The sequence below is a fragment of the Sulfuricaulis limicola genome, assembly GCF_002355735.1.
Taxonomy (GTDB): Bacteria; Pseudomonadota; Gammaproteobacteria; order Acidiferrobacterales; family Sulfurifustaceae; genus Sulfuricaulis; species Sulfuricaulis limicola.
Map to the genome: position 1 here is coordinate 1,040,458 of NZ_AP014879.1, position 19,140 is coordinate 1,059,597.

Here is a 19,140-nt window from a genome sequence, read left to right on the forward strand (position 1 = left end):
AAACCATGTCTGTCGCTTCAAAGACCCATGACACTGTCCAACCACCGGCCGCGGTTTCCATCGGCGAGGCATTTGCCTACTGGCTGAAACTCGGGTTCATCAGTTTCGGCGGTCCCGCCGGACAGATTTCCATCATGCACCAGGAACTGGTGGAGAAGCGTCGCTGGATTTCAGAACACCGCTATCTGCATGCGCTCAATTACTGCATGCTGCTGCCGGGGCCGGAGGCGATTCAGCTTGCGATCTACATCAGCTGGCTGATGCACGGTGTGCGCGGCGCAGTGATCGCGGGCGTGTTGTTTTTCCTGCCGGCCTTCGTGCTGCTGTCACTGTTGGCGGGAATTTATCTCGCCTTCGGTGACGTGCCCGCGGTGCAGGGTGTCTTTTACGGTATCAGGCCCGCCGTGGTGGCGGTGGTGTTGTTCGCCGCCTGGCGCATTGGCTCACGCGCCCTGAAAAATGAAATCCTCTGGTCTATCGCTGCGCTGGCCTTCATTGGCATCTTCGTCTTCAGGATCGATTTTCCGTGGATCGTGCTGGGGGCCGCCGTGCTTGGCGTGATCGGCGGAAAATTCGCTCCGGACAAGTTCAAGGCGGGCGGTGGGCACGGCGCATCCCACAAGCAGTTCGGTCCCGCGCTGATTGACGACGACACCCCGCCACCGGCCCACGCGCGTTTTTCCTGGGGCAGGTTGGCCGCCACGGTGGCGGTGTTTGTGCTGATCTGGGTGATTGCCATGGTGGCGATACAGGGCATACCCGATCTCTACATCATGGGCGAGTTTTTTACCAAGGCGGCGTTTCTGACCATCGGTGGAGCGTATGCCGTGCTGCCGTACGTTTACCAGGGCGGCGTCGAGCATTACGGCTGGCTCACCGGTCCGCAGATGATGGATGGCTTGGCGCTGGGCGAAACCACGCCGGGGCCGCTCATCATGGTGGTGACCTGGGTGGGCTATCTCGGGGGCGTCACCAAAGAGGTGTTCGCCAACCCGGTCGCGGCCGGTATTGCCGGAGCGAGCGTCGCGACCTTCTTTACTTTCCTGCCGTCTTTTCTCTTTATTCTGGCGGGTGGTCCCATGGTGGAAGCGACACGCGGCGAAATCAAATTCATCGCCCCGCTGACCGCCATCACGGCGGCCGTGGTCGGCGTGATTCTCAACCTGGCGGTGTTTTTCGCCTGGCACAGCTTCTGGCCGACGGCCACGGAAGCCGCCCCGTTTACCGGCAACTTCGAGTGGTTTCCGGTCATCGTCGCCGTCGCCGCTTTCATCGCCCTCTGGAAATACAAGGCCGACATCATGAAGGTCATCGGTGCGTGCGCTCTGCTGGGGCTGGCCTACACTTACCTTATCTGAACATGCGTACCATATTGATCATCGCGTGAAAGCGGCTGCATATGTCGATGCTTTCATGCAGAATATCAACTGGAACCATGTTACCCGTCTTTACCAGGAGTGTTTGTCGTGAACCGAACCATATCGCCTGATGACCTCAAACAGCTGCTGAAGCTGCGCAAGAACGTCCTGGTTCTCGACGTGCGCCGCAAGAGCGATTACCAGACCGCCGGCGATAAAATTCCCAACGCCGCCTGGCTCGACCCGGACAAGCTCACGCAATGGAGCACGGCGCTGCCGCTCGACCGGGATATCGTCATCTACTGTGTGCGTGGCGGCACTGTGAGCAACTCGGTGGTGGATCAGTTGCAGGCGAAGGGCGTCAAGGCGCGTTTCATCGAGGGCGGCTTCGAAGCCTGGAAAGCCAGCGGTGGCGAGACCATCTCGAAATAACCGGAAAATTTCATGAAATGGGTCACCCGGGAAAGACCGAAAATAGACCGCATCGCCTGCCCCTGGCTGATCGCGCGATTCATCGACACGTCCCCCGAGTTTCTCTATGTGCCGGCGGATGAAGTCATTCGCGTGGCCCGCGAAACCGGCGCGATTCCCTACGACCTTCCCGGCGTCGAGCTGTCCCACGACGGCGAGTTGTGCAGCTTCGATACCTTTCTCAAGAAGTACAAACTGACCGATCCCGCGTTGCACCAGCTTGCCGTCATCGTGCGCGGCGCGGACACGGCGCGGCTGAACCTGGCGCCGCAGGCGTCGGGCCTGATGGCGTTGTCACTCGGCCTGTCGCGCGTATTCCCGGACGACCATGAAATGCTGCGCCACGGCATGGTGATGTATGATGCGCTGTATGCGTGGTGCCGCGACTGCCAGAAAGAAACGCACGGCTGGCCGCCCAAAGCCTGACGGCCGCCTGACCATCCCAGGGGTTTACCATCGGCTCTTCGCCGCCAACGGCCGCCAGCACTGGTGGCCGGGCGATGGCGCGTTCGAAATCATGGTGGGCGCGGTGCTGACGCAGAACACCGCCTGGACCAACGTCGAAAAGGCGATCGTCAACCTGAAGCAGGCCAAGGCACTGTCGCCCGAAGCAATCATGATGGCGCACCCCAAACGCCTCGCGACCTGGCTCCGGCCCTCCGGTTATTTCAACATCAAGGCCAGACGCCTGAAAGCGATGTGCCGTTGGGTGGTGCAGCAGGGCGGTGTCAGACGTCTGGCAAAACGCGCCACGCCTGAACTGCGCCATGCGCTTCTGGGCGTCCACGGCATCGGGCCGGAAACAGCCGATGACATCCTGCTCTATGCCTTCCGCCGTCCGGTATTCGTGATCGACGCCTATACGCGACGTATTTTTGCGCGCCTGGGGCTGATCACCGGCGATGAACCTTACGAAACATTGCGTAGTCTGTTCGAGAATGGGCTCGGTTCCTCGGCACCGCTGTTCAATGAATACCATGCCCTGATCGTGATTCACGGCAAGGAGGTGTGCAGGAAACGGCCATTATGCGGAAACTGCCCGCTGACCGACGAGTGCCCTTCCGCTGTTTCGTATAAGGCGGCGGAAGATTGACAACGACCCGCCTACGGGTAAATTGACGGCGTTGACTGCCAGGAGGATTTGTCCATGACAACGGAAAGAAAAAAGGGCCATTTCACGTTTCGTTCCGCAGGTATATTGTTGATGGCGTCGGCAGCGCTGGAGCTGCTTTCCGTCTCATCCGAAGTACCGCTGTTCGGCGAGGTTCGTGGCGGTATCGGCGCCGGCATTTACCATGTCTTTTATGCCGTGCTTTTCCTGGCGCTCGGGCTGGGTTTGTGGAAAGCCAGGACATGGGGTTACGCGCTGGTATTCGTGACCACGGCCATCTACACCCTCGACAAGCTGCAACTGGTGCTGGGCCGTCAGGCGCTGGAGGCGTTCATCAAGTCCCAGTTCGCCGGCTACGAGAGCCAACTGCAATCACAAGGCATTGACGCGGCACTTGTTACGCAGGCAGTGGTATTGATGGCTGTCGTCGTCGTTCTTTGCTGGTGGGGCTTCGCCCTGTATACCCGTTGGCGGCGAGATTACTTCACGGATAACGGCTGACATTATCCGTTATAGATATCGGTCAAGATAAGCCGGGATGCGTTCTTCCAGCCAATAGCGCGCCCGCCAGGGCCACGCGCCCGCCACAAAACCCACGTGCCCGCCGTGCGTCGAGAGTTCCAGGGACACGGCTTCAGAAAACTCATGGGGGCCGGGGACGGCTTTTTCGGTCATGAATGGATCATCACGCGCGTGCAGCAGGAGCGTCGGCACAACGATGCCCTTCAGGTACTGGCGCGAACTCGACACGGTGTAGTAATGATCCGCGCCGTCGAATCCGTGCAGGGGAGCGGTGACATGTTCATCGAAATCGCGGAAGCTTCCCAGGGTCGATAAGTCCTGAATCTTGAGCGGCAGCTTGATGCGCTTGCGTTTCTCGGCAATATTGCGTCGCAAGGACCGCAGCAGCTGCCATTGATACAGGCGCGAGAAACCCTGATTCAGGTGATCGGCGGCGCAACCCAGCACATAAGGCACCGATACCGCCACGGCCGAGCGTAATGGGGCAGCGCCACCGGCTTTGCCCAGCCACTTCAGCAGGACGTTACCGCCCAGCGAGTAACCGACCACGGCCAGTGGTGTGCGCGGTTCGCGACGGTGGAGCGTGTTGACGAACCAGGACAGGTCGCCGGTGTCGCCGGAATGATAGCTGCGCGCCAGGCGGTTGGGTTCGCCGCTGCAGCCGCGGAAGTGCATGACCACGCCGCGCCAGCCGCGCTGTTCGATGGCGCGCATGAGGCCGCGGGCATACGGCGAGTCGGATGAACCCTCGAGGCCATGCAAGACGATGACGATCGGTCCGCTGCCGCTTTCCGACCAGTCCAGATCGATGAAATCGCCGTCCGGCAGTTCCAGGCGTTCGCGCCAGAAGCGGATTTGCGGCGCCCGCCGCGCCAGACGCGCCCACAAGGTCTGGGCATGCGGGCCGCGGCACCACCAGGCGGGCTGGAAGCATCCATCCATGGATCAGAAGTTTATGGAATCCCTGACAAAATAAATATGATTTTGAACCGCCATGACGTCAAGGGTGAGGCGGGGTTTTCGCGAATGTTCGGTGAACATTCGCGCCGCCGAACGGGTGCAACGGGTTTGGTTGCACCCTGGGCCGCAACATAGAAAAACTTGGCGCTCTTGGCGTCTTGGCGGTTAATTTTTTTTCTCTCATACCCAAAGGGCCTGCCACCAGCGCAGGCGGCCGGCGGGCAGAGGGCGCCTCGTCTCCAGCGGTTGCGGCGGTATCCGGCTCAGGATCCAGCCGGGCAGCGGTGGATTGTTGCTGAAACCGCAGGCGACGCCAAGATTGTCAGGATCAAAAATTTTGACCAGCGTCGGGTCCTGTTTGCTGTCGGTGTACACGATCCCGCAGTAATCCTCGTAATGTTCCTTGCGCAGGAGCGCGCCAACTTCATTGACGAATTTTACGACATCAGCGCTTGAGGATATTTGAGTGGGAACCGGCGTGCCGATGGCGTAGATGTACCACCCGGCGTCGGCCTTGCGGCGCAGCACTTCCCAGAATTCATCGAGCTGCTGCCAGCTCAGCAGGCTGCTGAAATTTCCACGGAAGGCCTGATAAAACGCGTCGCTGCTGCTCATGGCTGCCACCGATCCGGTCGATGGGGCCATTATCGCATATCGGAGAGCTTGTCCTTAAGTGACTCGATGGCGAAACCCAGGCCCAGGTCGAGTTTCTTGTTGCAGAATTCCAGCAGGGGCAGGCAGCGGCCGATCAGGTCCGGCAGGAACGGCAGCAGCTTGCCGCCCTCGTTGGCGCCGAGCATCTTGAGCGCGGTTTCGAGGTCGGGCTGCTCGATGACGGCCTCTTCGGGTTTCGGCGCCTCTTCCTGGTAGCTGATGCCGAGACGATTGCCGCCGGCCGCCTTGGCCAGTGTCATGCGTTGCTCCGCCAGCGTGAGCAGCTCCTCGATGGTTTCGCCGGGATCGCGGCCGAGCGTAGAGAGGCCGAGACTGATCGTCAGCGGCAGGGACAGGCTGGCATGCTTGAAAGGTTCGGCGATGACGGCGGTGCGCGCCCGCTCGCAGAGCACGGCGGCCTCCATGCGCCCCGATGACGGCGCGAGGATGGCGAACTCGCCGCCGCCGATGCGGGCCACGGTGTCCTCGGTGCGACAGGTGGCCGTCAGGATTTTGGCGAGCCAGACCAGGATCTGGTCGCTGACCTGGTCGCCGTGTTGTTTGTAAATGGTGCGGAAATTATCGATGTCGATGCGAATGACCGACAGGTCGCTGTTATGGCGCTTGGCATAGGCCAGGTCCTGCACGCCGCGCTGGATGAAGTAACGCCGGCTGTGCAGTTGCGTGAGCGGGTCGACCGCCGTCTGCTCTTCGAGCGCGGTGGCGGTTTCCTCCAGCTTGCGGGTCGTCTGGTCGAGTTTGGCGTGCGCTCGCGTGCGTGCCAGCAGCTGCACGCCGTCAATCGGCTTGATGATGAAATCGGTGGCGCCGCAGGCGAACGCGCGTTCGCGCGTCAGCTCGTCGTCGGCGCCGGTGATAACGATGATGGGAACGTTGCGGACCCGCTCGGGTTCTGCGGCGCGAATGCGGCAGATGAGCGAATAGCCGTCGAGCCTGGGCATTTCGATATCGGAGACCACCACCTCGATGGAATCGTCCTTCAGCAAATGTTCCCACGCGGTTTCGCCGTCTTCGGTCTCGACGAGCTCGAATTCGCTGCTCAGGATCTTGTTGATGGCCTTGCGGATGACGCGCGAGTCATCCGCCACCAGCACCCGCACCTTGTCGGTTGCGGGCGCGGCAATTTCCGTTTTTTCCGCCTTCATTTCCATGTCTTGGCTCATTCAAGAAATGGGCCAAATCCGGCGTTTGCCGTGCCTGCCTGAACTTCCGGGCCCATTCAATAACCATAGTGCAGTCATGGGGCACATTCAAAGTCCTGAATACACGCCGGTTTCCATCGAAATACAGGTTATTCCTGATGGAAAGAAGGTGTTTGGGGATGATGGGGCGCAAATGCGGGCCCCGTCCGGGCAGCGGCTGCCCGGAGCGGTTCGATATCACCACATCGCGATGAGCACGAAGAAACCGACCAGCAGAACCATGAAGAGCAGCGTCAACATATTGAAGTAGCGATCGATGAAAACCCTGATCGCGGCGCCGTAATGGTGAATCAGCCAGGCCAGCAGGAAAAAACGCGCGCCGCGGGAGAAAAGCGAGGCCAGGGCGAAGCGCCACACATCCATGTCAAAGGCGCCGGCGGCGATAGTGAATACCTTGTAGGGAATCGGGGTGAAGCCGGCAATGGCGACAGCCCAGATGTCGTAGTCGAGATACAAGGCGCGGATTTTTTCAAATTGTTCGTGAAAGTGATAGACGTCCAGGATCCACTGACCGGCGCTGGCCATGAACCCGTAACCGATGGCGTAGCCGGCCAGTCCGCCCAGTACCGATCCGATGGTGGTGATGAGGGCGAGGCGGAACGCGCGCGCCGGAATCCCGAGCGCGAGCGCGATCAGCAGCACATCCGGCGGGATCGGGAAAAACGAAGACTCGGCGAACGCCAGCAGGAACAGCGCCAGCGGCGCGTGCCGGTGATGGGCCAGTGACAGCACCCAGTCATAGAGGCGGCGTATCGGGTGGAACATGCTCAGTTCCAGTAATACGCGAGCGCCAGCATCCCGAAGACGATGCGATAGATCGCGAATGACGTGAAATTATGATTGGAAACGAAGCGCAGGAACATCTTGACCACGATGAGTGCGGACACGAAGGAGGCCACGAACCCGGTGGCGAAAACCGGAAAATCGGCGGCCTCGAACAGTTTGTAATTGCTCAACAGCTCGAAGAACGTCGCCGCGAACATGATCGGCATGGCCAACAGAAAGGAAAATTCGGTGGCGGCGGTACGCGACAGCCCGGCGATCAGTCCGCCCATGATGGTGGCGCCGGCGCGCGATACGCCGGGGAAAAGCGAAAATGTCTGGGCGATGCCGATTTTCAGCGCATCCATCGGGCCGAGAGTTTCCATGCTGGTGACGCGCACGCGCAGTGGCAACCGCTCGATCCAGAGGATCGCGAAGCCGCCGACAATGAGCGCTCCGGCCACCGTGACCGGATTGAAAAGATGGGTCTTGATCTGATGATGCAGCAGCAGGCCCATGATGGCCGCGGGGAGGAATGCAATAAACAGATTCAGCAGAAACCGCTGTTCGTGTTTCGTGTTCAACCCCGTGATCAGGCGGCCGACGCGTGCACGGTAGTCCCAGACCACGCCAAGAATGGCGCCAAGCTGGATGACGATCTCGAATACCTTGCCCTTGTCGTCGTTGAAGCCGAGCAGGTCGCCCACGATGATCAGATGGCCCGTGGAGGATACCGGCAGGAATTCGGTCAGACCCTCGACGATGCCGAGAATCAGGGCCTTGATCAGCAGCGGAAGTTCCATGAATCAGCCAAATGAGTTGTCATGTGAATGATAGCAGGCGCCGCGCCGACGATAGCGGGCTTGTTGTCGGCCGCACTCGGCCTGCCGCGTGGCAGGCGCTGTCATGGAGATGATGCGGGAATTTGAGACGAAAAAACGATTTCAGCCCAGTTGCTTTTCGCGGATCTCGTCGAGCGTTTTGCAATCGATGCAGAGATCCGCGGTGGGGCGGGCTTCAAGACGCTCCACCCCGATCTCGACACCGCAGACTTCACAGTAGCCGTAATCGCCGGTGTCGATGCGCTCGATGGCCTCGTCGATTTTCTTGATGAGCTTGCGCTCGCGGTCGCGCGAACGCAGTTCAAGGGACATGTCGGTTTCCTGGCTCGCGCGATCGTTCGGATCAGGCGGATTTTCCGGCACGTCGCGCATCTGCTGCACGGTGCGGGTAATCTCTTCTTCCAGTTCGCCTTTCCACGCGTTCAACACAGCACGGAAATGATCCTGCTGTTTCTTGTTCATGTACTTCTCGCCCTTTTTCGCCGCGTACGGCTTGATGCCCGCGACAGGCGAAATGGACTGTTCCTTTTCCTTCTTTTTTCTGGCCGGCATGCTTCAACTCCTGCAATAATGTGGTCCCTGAAGGGTAGGGGGCAAAAAAATAAGCGCGAATCTATACCAGAAAGCCCCCGGTGCCGCAAGAAAAGAGTATAGATGCAGAAAACACCTGTCGCTGTAATGGCATATTTGACCGGATTTTATGGACAATTACATGACACCCCAGGCGCTTATTTTTGATGTTGACGGGACCCTGGCCGACACTGAGCGCGACGGGCACCGGCTGGCCTTCAACCGGGCATTCGCCGAGGCCGGCCTGGACTGGGAGTGGGACGTCGGCTTGTACGGCGAACTGCTGGCGGTGACCGGCGGCAAGGAGCGCATGCGCCATTATGTCGAGCATTACCGCCCGGATTATCGGAAACCCGCCGATTTCGACGCGCTGATCGCGCGCCTGCATGCCGCCAAGACGCGTCATTACACCGAGTTGCTGGGGCGCGGCGGCATCCCGCTGCGAACCGGTGTGCGACGTCTGCTCGAGGAGGCGCGCCGCGCGGGAATCCGCTTGGCGATCGCCACGACCACCACGCCGGACAATGTCAGTGCCCTGCTACAGCACGCTATCGCGCCCGATGCCGAATCCTGGTTCGAGGTAATCGGCGCGGGTGACGTGGTGCCGGCGAAGAAGCCGGCGCCCGATATCTATCATTATGTCCTTGAGCGTCTCGGCCTCGCGCCCGCACAATGCCTGGCCTTCGAGGATTCGGAGAACGGCCTGCGCGCCGCGCGCGATGCGGGCCTGAGAACCGTCATCACCGTGAACGACTACACCCGTACGCACGATTTCCGCGGCGCGGCGATCGTGCTGAATCATCTGGGCGAGCCGGATCGGGCATTTGAAGTATTGTCCGGCCCGCCGGTCAATGGCGCACGGGTTCTCGATCTCGCGTTGATCAGACAGTTGCTGTCCGTGGCATGACGCCGCGCGCCACGCGTTTGTCGAAGATCGAACCATTCCACGTCATGGACATCCTGGCGCGGGCGCGCGCCATGGAGGCGCAGGGCCGCTCCATCATCCACATGGAAATCGGCGAGCCGGATTTCCCCACGGCGCCGGCCATCGTTCAGGCCGGCATCGCGGCGCTCCAGGCCGGTCGCACGCATTACACCCCGGCCCTGGGCCTGCCGGAATTGCGCGCCGCCATCGCCGCGAGTTATCCGGCGCATGTGCGGCCGGATGCCGGCCGGGTGGCGGTCACCCCCGGCGCTTCCGGCGCCTTGCAACTGATATTCGCCGCGCTGATCAATCCCGGCGATCAAGTGCTCATGGCCGATCCGGGTTATCCCTGCAACCGCCATTTCGTCAGCCTGTTCGAGGGCGAACCGCGGGCCATTCCGGTGGATGCCTCGACCGGATATCAGCTGAATGCCGATCTGGTCCGCGAGCATTGGGCTGACCGCACGGTAGCAGTGCTGCTGGCCTCGCCCTCCAATCCCACGGGCACCCTCGTGCCCCCGGATGAGATGGAGCGGATCGTCCACGTTGTGGAAGAGCGCGACGGCATATTGATCGTGGACGAGATTTATCACGGCCTGGTTTACGGGGAAGAGGCGGTGACAGCCCTGGCGCACTCGCCGAACCTGTTCGTGGTGAACAGTTTTTCCAAGTACTACGGCATGACCGGCTGGCGCCTGGGATGGCTGGTGGCGCCGGCATCTTATATCCCGGCCATCGACAAGCTGGCCCAGAATATTTTTCTCGCCGCCAGCACGCCGGCGCAATACGCCGCGCTGGCCGCATTCGATGCCGGAGTACGGCAGGAATTGCAGAATCGCCGGGAGATTTTCCGGGAAAGGCGCGATTTTCTGCTGCCGGCCTTGCGCGAACTGGGGTTTGAAATCCCGCTGGTGCCGCAAGGCGCTTTCTATCTGTATGCGGATTGTTCGCGCTTTGCCGACGACAGTCAGGCCTTTGCCCTGCGGTTGCTGGAGCAGGCCGGAGTGGCCATTACCCCGGGCCTCGATTTCGGCAGTCACCGGGCGGCGCAGCATGTGCGTTTTTCCTACGCCAACACGCTCGACAATCTGCGCGAGGGTGTGGCGCGCCTGCGGAAGTATCTTAAAGAAATATGATTTTGAACCGCCAAGACGCCAAGAACGCCAAGTTTTTCTATGTTGCGGCCCAGGGTGCAACCAAACCCGTTGCACCCGTTCGGCGGCGCGAATGTTCACTGAACATTCGCGAAAACTCCGCCTCACCCTTGGCGTCTTGACGGTTTACTTTTTTATCAGGCTGTCGCGCAGGCGGGCGTAAGCTTCCTCGAGTTTTTTCAGCACCGGCTGCGCCTGGTCGAGATTGCCTTTGTCCGCCATTTCCTCCAGCTGTGCCGCCGCGTCGCGCATGTCTCCGGCCTGAAAATAGGTGCTTGAGCTTTTGAGTGTGTGTGCCTCGCGCGCGGCGCGCCGGGCATCGTCGAACGCCAGCGCGTCGCGCAATGACTCCAGCCGCTGCGTGGCTTCGCTGATAAAGATTTCCACCAACTTCGCGTCCGGCACGGGTTTTTTCGTTCCGGGTGACGCGGCAGCCAATGATTCGGGGAGCGGCGCATCCGCCGTCGCGGACGTTGGCGTTATCTGATAGCGCTTGAGTGCATCGGCGAGCACGTTGCTGTCGACCGGTTTGGTCAGAAAGTCAGTGACCGCCAGCGTGCGGCAACGCGCTGTTTCCTCGTCTGATGCGCCTGCCGTGAGCACGACGATCGGCGTTTTGCCGCGCGCGCTGGTCAAGGTGCGAATGGCTTCAATCGCTTCGGTCCCGCTGATGTCGGGAAGATGCAGATCCATGAGAATCAGGCCGTAATCTTCGTGTGTCGCCGCCTGGACCGCCGCCCGGCCGTTTTCCGCGATGTCGGCCGAGTAGCCCAATTTGGACAGCATTTTCAGCAAGATTTCCCGATTGACCTCGCTGTCCTCCACGAGCAGCAGGCGTGCGGGATTCCGGCGCATGCCCGAGAGCGTGTACTTGGTGACCAGGCCGGCGCGCTGGCGTTCCTGCTCATCCATGCCCCGGGTCGCCATGACGGCCCGCAGCGCTTCATGCAGGTTTTCGGGCGGTATCGGCTTGCCGAAATAGCCGGCGAAACCGATCTGATTCAACCGTTGGGCGTCGCCGCGGACGCCCGCGGATGTGAGGATGACCAGAACGGTATCGCGTGTATCCGGGTGCGACATGACTTCGCGCCCCAGTTCCTCGCCGCTCAGGTTGGGCAGAAACATGTCCACCAGCACCAGGTCGAAGCGGAAAGCCGAACCCGCGGCGGCACGAATCATTTGCAATGCCGCCGCGCCGTTGCCGATGGACTGCACCTCCATGCCCAGGGCCTTCAGCTGGTCGACCAGGGCGATGCGTGCCGGAATGTTGCCGTCGGCCACCAGCACACGCAGTCCCTTCAGATCGACCCGGGCGGGTGCAGGCACAATGACTGCCGCTGCCGGTTTGCGGAACTCGGCGGTAAACCAGAACACGCTGCCCCTGCCTTCCTGGCTTTTCACTCCGATCTGTCCACTCATGGCTTCCGCCAGCTCCTTGCTGATCGTGAGCCCGAGCCCGGTGCCGCCATAGCGACGCGTCGTTGCCGCGCCGCCCTGATTGTAGGGCTGAAACAGCCTGGCCTGCTCTTTGGCCGAAATGCCGATACCGGTATCGGCGACTTCCACGTGCAGACGCACGCGGTCCGCGGAATCATCGTGGAGTTTCTTGACGCTCAGGACAACCTCGCCGGAATGGGTGAATTTGATGGCGTTGCCGAGCAGGTTGATGATGATCTGCCGCAGACGTCCGGGGTCTCCGCGCAGCCGGCCGGGCACGTCGCTCTGGATCAGGTTGGTGAGCACGAGCCCCTTGGCGTGCGCCTGTTGTGCGAGCAAGGTAACGGATTTTTCGACGCAATCACGCAGATCGAATTCGATATCCTCCAGTTCCAGCTTGCCGGCCTCGATTTTGGAAAAATCCAGCAGGTCGTTGATCAGGGTGAGCAAGCCGCTGGCCGAGGATTTGATGATATCGACGTGACGCCGCTGCTCACGGGTCAGGTTCGTCTCCAGCACCAGGTCGCTCATTCCGATGATGCTGTTGATCGGGGTGCGCAGCTCGTGACTCATCTTGGCGAAGAAATCGCTTTTGGCCTTGCTGGTGAAATCGGCCTTGGTCAGCGCCTCGCGCAGCGACTGGGTTTTGCTTTGCACGAGATTGTCGGCCTCGTGCGCCATGCGGTGCGACGCGTACTGCCCCCAGGCAGCGAACAGGAAGGGCATGGCATCCACGGTCCACAGCGCGATATTGGAGGTCTGGGCGAGAATGATGCCGTCGAGGGTAATGGCATCGACCATGAAATAGCTGACCAGCAGGGTCGCGATGATGACGCTGACACTGGCGATATACACGCCATACAGGGCGTATTTCGAGGCCTTCTCCCGCAGCAGCAGGAGGTCTTCCCGGCGTTGTTGCAACTGATCCATGCGAATTCGATGCCGCCCCGCGCGCCGGGGCTTTGGCCTAAGTGTAGTTGGGTTTAGCGGCGGGAATTTCCCGGCGCCGGGTATGGGGATACCCGCCGCGGCAGCCCGGATCGTGGGTGCCGCGGGAACCGGCTGAATCCGGTTCAGAGCCGGATGAGGTTTTCCAGATGCCGGGGCATGTTGTGCGGTTCCACGCCTTCAGGCCCATGCCCGGACCCTTGCTTCCATAAAGCCATGCGCTCTTGATGCGCCACCGGGATCAACATGTTATTTACCATGCGTGAACACCTGTAATCGGTAACCGCCTTGTCGGGAATTTTTACATCACGTCTGCTCCGGCGATCATCCGGTATCCATTCCGGATTTTCAGACTAACTGCTTGATTGATTGTGGCAAGATTTTTCCTCCGGGAACGGCGGTAAGGAAATTCCGGCACGCAGGATTTTATTACCAGCAGAAAAGTGTAAACGGATTCTTACAAAACGACCGTTCGTCCAGCATGCAAAAACAGTTGACCCTGGATCATGCTGGAAAAACAATTATTAATTCAGGTGGTTCGCGAATACATTTCAAAACGCATTACGAGTGGCACAGGAATTGCGATTGTATGGCAGCAACGCCCGAACCACCGGGGCGGAGGGGAGGACAATAATGAAAAAGTGGTTGCGCAACATCAAGTCTCGGGTGGCGTGGCTGACGCACACCGGGACGAATGAAGCCGGGTGGCAGGAGACGGCCGCGATGGTTTACGACGGGGATATCTATGCGGTGCTCTTGCACGACCGCGCCGCGCGCCGGCTGACGCCATCCATCCCTCAACGACAGGATTATCGTCGCGACGCCTGCTGGCCCTTCATTCGATAGGCGTCTCGGGACTGTTACCCCACTCCGACCACGAGCCCGGATAGCCGCGTACCCGCGGGTATCCCAGGCGCTTCAGTACCATATAAGTATGCGCCGAGCGGTGATGTGTCTGGCAATAGGTGATGATCTCCTTGTCCGGCGTCACGCCCAAGCCGGTTAAAACCCGTATCAATTCATCCGCCGGTTTCAGTCGCAGGCTGTGCGCCTGGTCGATGGCATTCATCCAGTCGAAATTGACCGCGCCGGGAATATGGCCGGTGCGTTCGGCGCGCCGGGTTTCGCCGCGATACTCCGCCGGGGTGCGTGTATCCACGATGACCACATCGGGATCATGCAGCCGGTTCATGACGTAATTCTTGTCCGCCACCGCTTCATTGCCGAGTCTGACCGGGTAATCGCTGCGCGCGGGTTTGACGGGTTCGGCGCTGACCCGGCGCCTTTCATTGAGCCAGGCATGCAGACCGCCATTCAGCAGTGAATAACGGGCGTGACCGATGACATCCAGCGTCCAGAGCAGGCGCGCGGCGCGCCCGCCACCCTCGTCGTCGTAGGCTACCACGTGACTTTCCGGTCGCATGCCGATGGAACCGAGCGTGTCGCTCAGGCGCGCGGCGTTCGGCAGCAGGCCCAGGGAGGGTGGTTGCGCGGCGACGATTTGCGCGTAATCGAGATGCACCGCACCGGGGAGGTGGGCCTGGGCGTAAATTTCCGGGCGGCACAGATCCGCGATCAGGAGATTTTCCATGCCAAGATGCGTTTCCAGCTCCGCCGGTTCCACGATCAGCGGGAGCGGGGTATGGGCCATGGTTCCTCCGGGAAGGATTTTGCGGCTTGAGATGCCGGGTCATTTTAGCGCCCCGGCTTCAGCCCCGCGAGCGCGGCGCCGGGTTTGCGTCCCTCGGCACCGCAGACGGCCGATTGTGTCCTTGGCTCCGTAAGCGGCGCCTCTCTGCACTATTTCTCATTGGGTCGTGGTTTCCGGCGCGCGCGAAAGCCGTTAAACTCTTTCATTCCTATTTTCTGTCCGGTTATTCCCGTGGAAATATTCAAGATCTTTACCATCGAGGCGGCGCACCTCCTGCCGAACGTGCCGGAAGCTCACAAGTGCCGGCGTCTGCACGGCCATTCGTTCCGGATCGAGATTCGCGTCGCCGGTCCGGTGGAGGAAAAGTCCGGCTGGATCATGGACTTCGCCGATCTGTCGCGCGCTTTCCAGCCGATCTATGAACAGCTCGACCATCATTATCTGAACGAGATCGAAGGCCTGCAGAATCCCACCAGCGAACACCTGGCCCGCTGGATCTGGCGTCGGCTCAAGCCCGCGTTGCCGGCGCTTTCGGAGGTTATCGTGCGGGAAACCTGCACGGCCGGTTGTGCCTATCGCGGGGAAGACTGAAGGTGGATATCCAGCCGCGCGAGGAGCCTGCTGTTGAAGTTGAAACCGGTGCGAATCCGGCGGCCAGCATCATCTGGTTGCACGGGTTGGGCGCGGACGGCCACGATTTCGAACCGATCATTCCGGAGTTGCGATTGCCGGCGACGCCTGCGTTGCGTTTCGTATTTCCGCATGCGCCGTACCGGCCGGTGACCATCAATAATGGCTATGTCATGCGCGCCTGGTACGACATTGCCATGTCCGAGCGCGGACTTGAACAGAATGCCGACCACATCCGCGAATCCGGAAAAATCCTGGAAACCCTGATCGACAGGGAAACCCGGCGCGGCATCGCCTGTAAGCGCATCGTGTTGGCGGGATTTTCCCAGGGCGGGGCCATTGTCTTGCACGCCGGCCTGCGTTACCCCGGAACACTCGCGGGAATCATGGTGTTGTCCGCGCCGATCCCTTATGCCGAGAACCTGATGGCCGAAATCCATCCGGCCAATGCCACGGTGCCGGTTTTCATCGCGCATGGCACGGATGATCGGGTGGTTCCGCTTGATCTGGTGCAGCAGACGCATCGACGCATGGAGGCGCGCGGTCTCAGGCTGGAGCGACATACTTATAAGATGGGGCACACCCTGGCGCCGGACGAAATCCGGGATATTGTCGCCTGGCTGGCCCGTGTTCTCGCAGGGCAGGGCGGATAAACCGGTTCACCCGCCGCTTTTGCCGGAAATGCACGGAGTTTTGCGTCTATTTCGCATCCGGCTGACGGTGGCCGGCCAGGCTTCACAGGCCGGAAAATGCATCTAGACTTAAAGCTTAAGTGCCGCGACAGGGGACGCTGGTGGCGGTAACTGCCTGACAGGAAACAGAGGAGAGGTATTGTGGTCATATTAAAAGAATCGCCGCGGGATTGGGGTCTCGTCGCCATCGTCGTGTTGCTGAGTATCGGTGCCAACCTTCCCGAGGAGTGGACCGCCTGGATCAATTTCGACCGTCGTTATCTGCTCGGCGGCCTGATCGCCGTCGTTGCCGTTGCTCTGGTCCGCTATCTGAAGTTCACTCTGATTCTGGTTATCGTGGCTCTCGCCGCCGGCGCCAACGTGCCGGAGAACATCGCCCAGGAGTTCGGCATCGACCCGCAGATCAGCCTGCTGGGATTGGTGGCCATGATCGTGATCTCGCTCAGCAACCGCCTGCTCAAGCTGCCGACCGGGCTCGAGAAAAGCGGCCGATCCAAGACCGCACACGGCGCCGCGGCGCTGTTCACCGCCATCCTCAAGGGGCGCATCGCTGTGGTGCAGTCGCTGCTGAACCAGGGTGTGAACGTGAACGTGCGCACCGTCAGCGGCAAGACCCCGTTGATGGCGGCGGCCTACAAAGGCTACAGCGATATCGTGCAGATGCTGCTCGACAACGGCGCGGACGTGACCTCCAAGGACGGGCGCGGCGACACCGCGGAAAAAATCGCCGAGCGCGGAGGCTACACGCGTATCGTGGAGCTGCTGAAAAAGGGGAGTATGGGCGGCGCGACGGTGACAGCGAAGGCGCAATAAAACCTGAACATCGAATGAAAAGGGCCCCCATTGGGGCCTTTTGTTATTTGGCGTTCCCAAGGGGGCGAGCCGGAGTAGTCACGAAAACACTTAACGTGTTTTCGTGCCGGTGAGCGCCTGCGCAGGGATGCGCAGGCTGGGGTCGAACGAAGTCGCGGAGTAACGCCAAGGACGGCATGAATGGCGCTCCCAAGGGGATTACTCGGTACGTCCCTGTACCTCGCCCCTTCGGGGCCGCCGCCGCTTCGCGGCGGCGTTCCGCGCGCGCTCCCGGCGCGCGCTGGTCGAACCCTCCGGGTTCGAATCGACATTCGAAGCTCAAATCACAAAGGGGCCATGAATACAGCTCATGGCCCCTTTGTGATTTGGCGCTCCCAAGGGGATTCGAACCCCTGTTACCGGCGTGAGAGGCCAGCGTCCTAGGCCACTAGACGATGGGAGCGTTGGGAACCGGCGCGCGGGGCGCCGAAAGCGGTGTTATTATACGTGCCGGCCGATAAAGCACCAACAGAAAATGCGGCATTCCGGCCATTGGCTTTCAAACGACCCAGGTAAATAAAGATTAACGAACCGGTCATCATTCCGCGCGCGCAACACATCATCACGCGCGCCCAAATCAGCGAAAACGCACTCAAGGTCCTGCACCGCCTGAAAGAAGCCGGCTACGCCAGCCTGCTGGTGGGAGGATGCGTGCGTGATCTCATGCTGGGTCGTGAGCCCAAGGATTTCGACGTCGTCACCGACGCGCGGCCCGAGCAGATCCGCAAGCTGTTCCACAACGCACGCGTGATTGGCCGGCGGTTTCGCCTGGTGCACGTGCGTTTCGGCTGGGACATCATCGAGGTCGCCACCTTCCGCGCCATTCCCCGCGATATTTCCGAGGAACCCGTTTCGACGGAAGAAGAAGCGGAGGGGGAGGATGTCGAAAACGATTCTCCGGCAGAGGCGCCGGATCACAATGTTTTCGGCTCCCAGGAAGAAGACGCCGTCCGGCGCGATTTCACCGTCAATGCCCTGTATTACGACGTTCATGACTTCAGTGTCATCGATTATGTCGGGGGTGTCGCCGATCTCAAGGCTGGCATCCTGCGCGTGATCGGCGATCCCGAGACACGCTACCGGGAAGATCCGGTACGCATGCTGCGCGCGGTGCGTTTCGCCGCCAAGCTGGGCTTCAATCTCGAGGACAGGACCGCCGCGCCCATCCGCGATCTCGCGCCCTTGCTGGCGTCCGTGCCGGCGGCGCGGATGTTCGAGGAAGTCCTGAAACTGTTTCATGGCGGCTACGCGCTCGAAACCTACGAATTGCTGCGTCACTACGGCCTGTTCCAGTATTTGTTCCCGCTGACGGAGAAAAGCCTCGAACACGAAGAGGACGGATTTCCCGTGACGCTGGTGCCACGCGCACTGGCGAATACGGATGCGCGCGTGAACGAGGACAAGCCGGTAACGCCGGCGTTTCTGTTCGCCGCCATGCTGTGGGAGCCGGTGCGGGAACAGATGGGAGAATATATCGTGCGCGGCATGAACAGCCATGACGCCATGTTCCGCGCCGCGGAGGACGTGCTGCACGAGCAGCTGCGGCACATCACCATTCCGAAGCGTTTCAGCGTGCCGATGCGTGAAATCTGGAGCATGCAGGGTCGCCTCGATCGCCGTGCCGGCCAGCAGGCATTCCGTCTGCTGGAGAGCAAGCGCTTTCGCGCGGCCTATGATTTTCTGCTGTTGCGCGCCGAAACCGGCGAGGCCGATCAGGGCCTGGCCGACTGGTGGACGCGTTTCCAGAGCGTGGGCGAGGAGGAACGCCGTATCATGGTGGCGGAATTCGCCGCGCCCGGCAGTGGCGGAGGCAAGCGTCGCCGGCGTCGCCGGCGCCGGCCATCGTCCGGGCAGTCGCCGAGGCATGAGTAAGCCGGAAACCACGGTGTGTGCCTATATCGGTCTGGGGAGCAATCTGGCCGATCCGGTCGCGCAGTTGCGGGCCGGGGTGTCATCGCTGGCCCGGCTGGAGCAAACCCATGTCGAGGTGTGCTCGTCATTTTACCGCACGGCCCCGGTGGGCCGCCTCGAGCAACCGGACTTCATCAACGCCGTGTGTCGCGTGCGCACCGGACAAGCCCCGTCCACGCTCATGCGGAACCTGCTTGAAATCGAACACGTGCACGGGCGCGTGCGGAAGGGAGACAAGGGCGGTCCGCGCACGCTGGATCTCGATCTGTTGCTGTACGGCGATCGGGCGATTCATACCGCGGAATTGACCGTGCCGCACCCGAGACTCCACGAACGCGCCTTCGTCCTGTATCCTTTGCAGGAAATCGAGCCGGACCTGGTTATTCCGGGGCGCGGCGCATTGCGTGAACTGCTGCCCGCCTGCGCCGGGCAGCGGGTAGAGCGTTTGAGAGATTGAAGAAACGATT

The 19,140-nt window shown here is 60.9% G+C and carries 22 protein-coding genes and 1 tRNA gene; 14 read left to right on the forward strand and 9 right to left on the reverse strand.

The features are described from left to right. The first annotated feature begins 5 nt into the window (after positions 1–5). From chrA to SCL_RS05175, 6 genes are read left to right on the forward strand one after another with little or no spacing between them, the layout of a single operon-like run. The gene (gene chrA, locus SCL_RS05150; protein WP_096360231.1) at positions 6–1,358 is read left to right on the forward strand and encodes a chromate efflux transporter; all 1,353 of its coding nucleotides are present in this window, start codon (positions 6–8) and stop codon (positions 1,356–1,358) included. 25 nt (positions 1,359–1,383) lie between these two features. Continuing rightward, the gene (locus tag SCL_RS14565; protein ID WP_420823637.1) at positions 1,384–1,470 is read left to right on the forward strand and encodes a hypothetical protein; all 87 of its coding nucleotides are present in this window, start codon (positions 1,384–1,386) and stop codon (positions 1,468–1,470) included. Next, positions 1,467–1,790, forward strand: a complete 324-nt coding sequence (locus SCL_RS05160; RefSeq protein WP_096360233.1) for a thiosulfate sulfurtransferase GlpE — start codon at positions 1,467–1,469, stop codon at positions 1,788–1,790. Before SCL_RS14565 ends, SCL_RS05160 begins: the two co-directional genes overlap by 4 nt. Positions 1,791–1,802: 12 nt before the next feature. Then, a complete protein-coding gene (locus SCL_RS05165) occupies positions 1,803–2,255 on the forward strand; it encodes a chromate resistance protein ChrB domain-containing protein (RefSeq protein WP_096360234.1) in 453 nt (150 codons plus the stop codon). Beyond that, entirely contained in the window at positions 2,200–2,922 is a 723-nt protein-coding gene (locus SCL_RS05170) for an endonuclease III domain-containing protein (protein ID WP_096360235.1), read from the forward strand. Before SCL_RS05165 ends, SCL_RS05170 begins: the two co-directional genes overlap by 56 nt. 54 nt (positions 2,923–2,976) lie before the next feature. Further along, positions 2,977–3,441: a DUF2127 domain-containing protein gene (locus SCL_RS05175; RefSeq protein WP_148664996.1), complete on the forward strand. Its 465-nt coding sequence runs from the start codon at positions 2,977–2,979 to the stop codon at positions 3,439–3,441. Between the two features lie 9 nt (positions 3,442–3,450). On the opposite strand, the gene SCL_RS05180 is transcribed toward SCL_RS05175, so the two are convergent. The 6 genes from SCL_RS05180 to dksA form a co-directional block, all read right to left on the reverse strand. Then, positions 3,451–4,404, reverse strand: coding sequence for a hydrolase (locus SCL_RS05180; RefSeq protein WP_096360237.1), 954 nt, complete (start codon positions 4,402–4,404; stop codon positions 3,451–3,453). A gap of 198 nt (positions 4,405–4,602) precedes the next feature. Next, positions 4,603–5,037: a hypothetical protein gene (locus SCL_RS05185; RefSeq protein ID WP_096360238.1), complete on the reverse strand. Its 435-nt coding sequence runs from the start codon at positions 5,035–5,037 to the stop codon at positions 4,603–4,605. A gap of 29 nt (positions 5,038–5,066) precedes the next feature. Further along, on the reverse strand, positions 5,067–6,248 hold the full coding sequence (locus SCL_RS05190) for a diguanylate cyclase (RefSeq protein ID WP_172425931.1): 1,182 nt from the start codon (positions 6,246–6,248) through the stop codon (positions 5,067–5,069). Between the two features lie 228 nt (positions 6,249–6,476). Further along, entirely contained in the window at positions 6,477–7,064 is a 588-nt protein-coding gene (locus SCL_RS05195) for a YqaA family protein (RefSeq protein ID WP_096360240.1), read from the reverse strand. A 2-nt stretch (positions 7,065–7,066) separates the two neighbouring features. Continuing rightward, positions 7,067–7,864 carry an undecaprenyl-diphosphate phosphatase gene (locus SCL_RS05200; protein ID WP_096360241.1) on the reverse strand — a complete coding sequence of 266 codons (798 nt, stop codon included), beginning with the start codon at positions 7,862–7,864 and terminating at the stop codon, positions 7,067–7,069. A gap of 141 nt (positions 7,865–8,005) precedes the next feature. Continuing rightward, entirely contained in the window at positions 8,006–8,455 is a 450-nt protein-coding gene (gene dksA / locus SCL_RS05205) for an RNA polymerase-binding protein DksA (protein WP_096360242.1), read from the reverse strand. Positions 8,456–8,615: 160 nt separating this feature from the next. Between dksA and SCL_RS05210 the strand changes: the two genes are divergently transcribed. Together SCL_RS05210 and SCL_RS05215 are read left to right on the forward strand one after the other, a co-directional pair. Continuing rightward, entirely contained in the window at positions 8,616–9,380 is a 765-nt protein-coding gene (locus tag SCL_RS05210; protein WP_096361848.1) for an HAD family hydrolase, read from the forward strand. Beyond that, on the forward strand, positions 9,377–10,534 hold the full coding sequence (locus SCL_RS05215; protein WP_096360243.1) for a pyridoxal phosphate-dependent aminotransferase: 1,158 nt from the start codon (positions 9,377–9,379) through the stop codon (positions 10,532–10,534). Before SCL_RS05210 ends, SCL_RS05215 begins: the two co-directional genes overlap by 4 nt. 144 nt (positions 10,535–10,678) lie before the next feature. Here SCL_RS05215 and SCL_RS05220 read toward each other — a convergent pair whose 3' ends face one another. Continuing rightward, positions 10,679–12,919, reverse strand: a complete 2,241-nt coding sequence (locus SCL_RS05220; protein ID WP_096360244.1) for a hybrid sensor histidine kinase/response regulator — start codon at positions 12,917–12,919, stop codon at positions 10,679–10,681. Between the two features lie 651 nt (positions 12,920–13,570). Here SCL_RS05220 and SCL_RS05225 point away from each other — a divergent pair. Beyond that, positions 13,571–13,783 (forward strand): hypothetical protein, encoded by a 213-nt coding sequence (locus SCL_RS05225; protein ID WP_148664997.1) that lies wholly within the window; start codon positions 13,571–13,573, stop codon positions 13,781–13,783. On the opposite strand, the gene SCL_RS05230 is transcribed toward SCL_RS05225, so the two are convergent. After that, positions 13,773–14,588 (reverse strand): sulfurtransferase, encoded by an 816-nt coding sequence (locus SCL_RS05230; protein WP_096360246.1) that lies wholly within the window; start codon positions 14,586–14,588, stop codon positions 13,773–13,775. The genes SCL_RS05225 and SCL_RS05230 overlap by 11 nt on opposite strands. 231 nt (positions 14,589–14,819) lie before the next feature. Here SCL_RS05230 and queD point away from each other — a divergent pair, with 231 nt between their 5' ends. The 3 genes from queD (at position 14,820) to SCL_RS05245 (ending at position 16,723) form a co-directional block, all read left to right on the forward strand. After that, positions 14,820–15,179: a 6-carboxytetrahydropterin synthase QueD gene (gene queD, locus SCL_RS05235; protein ID WP_096360247.1), complete on the forward strand. Its 360-nt coding sequence runs from the start codon at positions 14,820–14,822 to the stop codon at positions 15,177–15,179. Between the two features lie 2 nt (positions 15,180–15,181). Further along, positions 15,182–15,871, forward strand: a complete 690-nt coding sequence (locus SCL_RS05240; protein WP_197702720.1) for an alpha/beta hydrolase — start codon at positions 15,182–15,184, stop codon at positions 15,869–15,871. Positions 15,872–16,051: 180 nt separating this feature from the next. After that, on the forward strand, positions 16,052–16,723 hold the full coding sequence (locus SCL_RS05245; RefSeq protein ID WP_096360248.1) for an ankyrin repeat domain-containing protein: 672 nt from the start codon (positions 16,052–16,054) through the stop codon (positions 16,721–16,723). A gap of 366 nt (positions 16,724–17,089) precedes the next feature. On the opposite strand, the gene SCL_RS05250 is transcribed toward SCL_RS05245, so the two are convergent. Further along, positions 17,090–17,165 (reverse strand) — tRNA-Glu (locus tag SCL_RS05250). A 137-nt stretch (positions 17,166–17,302) separates the two neighbouring features. On the opposite strand from SCL_RS05250, the gene pcnB reads away from it, so the two are divergent. Both pcnB and folK read left to right on the forward strand, forming a co-directional pair. Beyond that, entirely contained in the window at positions 17,303–18,634 is a 1,332-nt protein-coding gene (gene pcnB, locus SCL_RS05255; protein ID WP_269458340.1) for a polynucleotide adenylyltransferase PcnB, read from the forward strand. Beyond that, the gene (folK, locus tag SCL_RS05260; protein WP_096360250.1) at positions 18,627–19,130 is read left to right on the forward strand and encodes a 2-amino-4-hydroxy-6-hydroxymethyldihydropteridine diphosphokinase; all 504 of its coding nucleotides are present in this window, start codon (positions 18,627–18,629) and stop codon (positions 19,128–19,130) included. Before pcnB ends, folK begins: the two co-directional genes overlap by 8 nt. The last annotated feature ends 10 nt before the right edge of the window (positions 19,131–19,140 follow it).

Excerpts from the sequence above, each read along its gene's own strand:
- chrA (WP_096360231.1), top strand. The coding sequence starts at position 6 with ATGTCTGTCGCTTCAAAGACCCATGACACTGTCCAACCACCGGCCGCG.
- SCL_RS05165 (WP_096360234.1), top strand. The coding sequence starts at position 1,803 with ATGAAATGGGTCACCCGGGAAAGACCGAAAATAGACCGCATCGCCTGC.
- SCL_RS05170 (WP_096360235.1), top strand. The coding sequence starts at position 2,200 with ATGCGTGGTGCCGCGACTGCCAGAAAGAAACGCACGGCTGGCCGCCCA.
- SCL_RS05175 (WP_148664996.1), top strand. The coding sequence starts at position 2,977 with ATGACAACGGAAAGAAAAAAGGGCCATTTCACGTTTCGTTCCGCAGGT.
- SCL_RS05180 (WP_096360237.1), bottom strand. The coding sequence starts at position 4,404 with ATGGATGGATGCTTCCAGCCCGCCTGGTGGTGCCGCGGCCCGCATGCC.
- SCL_RS05185 (WP_096360238.1), bottom strand. The coding sequence starts at position 5,037 with ATGAGCAGCAGCGACGCGTTTTATCAGGCCTTCCGTGGAAATTTCAGC.
- SCL_RS05190 (WP_172425931.1), bottom strand. The coding sequence starts at position 6,248 with ATGGAAATGAAGGCGGAAAAAACGGAAATTGCCGCGCCCGCAACCGAC.
- SCL_RS05195 (WP_096360240.1), bottom strand. The coding sequence starts at position 7,064 with ATGTTCCACCCGATACGCCGCCTCTATGACTGGGTGCTGTCACTGGCC.
- SCL_RS05200 (WP_096360241.1), bottom strand. The coding sequence starts at position 7,864 with ATGGAACTTCCGCTGCTGATCAAGGCCCTGATTCTCGGCATCGTCGAG.
- dksA (WP_096360242.1), bottom strand. The coding sequence starts at position 8,455 with ATGCCGGCCAGAAAAAAGAAGGAAAAGGAACAGTCCATTTCGCCTGTC.
- SCL_RS05210 (WP_096361848.1), top strand. The coding sequence starts at position 8,616 with ATGACACCCCAGGCGCTTATTTTTGATGTTGACGGGACCCTGGCCGAC.
- SCL_RS05215 (WP_096360243.1), top strand. The coding sequence starts at position 9,377 with ATGACGCCGCGCGCCACGCGTTTGTCGAAGATCGAACCATTCCACGTC.
- SCL_RS05220 (WP_096360244.1), bottom strand. The coding sequence starts at position 12,919 with ATGGATCAGTTGCAACAACGCCGGGAAGACCTCCTGCTGCTGCGGGAG.
- SCL_RS05225 (WP_148664997.1), top strand. The coding sequence starts at position 13,571 with ATGAAAAAGTGGTTGCGCAACATCAAGTCTCGGGTGGCGTGGCTGACG.
- SCL_RS05230 (WP_096360246.1), bottom strand. The coding sequence starts at position 14,588 with ATGGCCCATACCCCGCTCCCGCTGATCGTGGAACCGGCGGAGCTGGAA.
- folK (WP_096360250.1), top strand. The coding sequence starts at position 18,627 with ATGAGTAAGCCGGAAACCACGGTGTGTGCCTATATCGGTCTGGGGAGC.